The 935-nt window shown below is 57.0% G+C and carries 1 protein-coding gene; it reads right to left on the reverse strand.

The features are described 5' to 3' along the window. Nucleotides 1-114: 114 nt before the first annotated feature. A partial coding sequence (locus EXE45_RS19835) for a hypothetical protein (RefSeq protein ID WP_158294305.1) occupies nucleotides 115-935 on the reverse strand: 821 nt, incomplete at its 5' end.

Consider the following 935-nt stretch of genomic DNA (forward strand, 5'->3'; position numbering starts at 1 on the left):
GTAGTCCGAGTCAAACTCGTACCACGCCTCAAGGCCGTCTTGGAGATTGATTGTTGTCATGTTAGTTTAGCACCTCACGACTCGCAGCGTCGTTTCGGGAGTTGACTGATTCCATCAGTTCAACACCTCTGGGAGGGGTTCGACCGTTACATCTTCAACCTCTACCGTGTCTGAAGTCGTGTTACCGCCTCCGTCTCTTAGTTGTATTACAGGACGCATATCTCCTCTCGGGCTATCGGAAACTGACGCCCAGAACTCACCATCGATGTATAGCGAAGCCTCAGATCCGTCGAATTCCAGAGTCACATCGTGGTTGGATGACCAGTCCACCTGAGGGCCTGTCGTGTCCGAAGCAGTCCCTCCATTCACCGTGAGGACACGGTCGACATCAAGCGAGTCTCTGTAGATGACAGCGTTGCCTGTGGAGTCGATACGCGAAGCAGTCGGGTCTGCGTCCGAAACCCCAATTAGAAGGTAGTTCTCGGCTGTATTTCCGTTGTCCGTAAACGAGACATCTCTGAATGTGATCCGCCACGATCCGAGAACATCATGGGATACGAGTGCTGGATGGTACACCGCGCCTAGCACATCGTTACCACTCCCGTCGTGGCTTACGATAAACCGACGAGGACGGTCGCTCGTATGGCCCAATGTGTATGTTCCACCGCCGCTCCCCGATACCCAATCCGTATATGCGAAAGTGGAGTACTGGTGTTTCAGAGCGGCGTTTACACGGGCGAAACGACCGAGGGGAGCCTGAAGTCGATGACCGTACGCGCCACCCTGTCCGTCGAACGTCCGCTCCATGTAGAGCGCGGGGTTCACACCCGACTTGAGCAACGTGAGGAGCGACTGCTCGCCCTGCGTGGCCTCGTCGGTGACGGGCGCCGTCGCGTACTCGGCGCGGGGGGCGTTCGTCGGCGCCTCCTGTGGAC

Source organism: Halorubrum sp. SP9, from assembly GCF_005435015.1.
GTDB lineage: Archaea > Halobacteriota > Halobacteria > Halobacteriales > Haloferacaceae > Halorubrum > Halorubrum sodomense.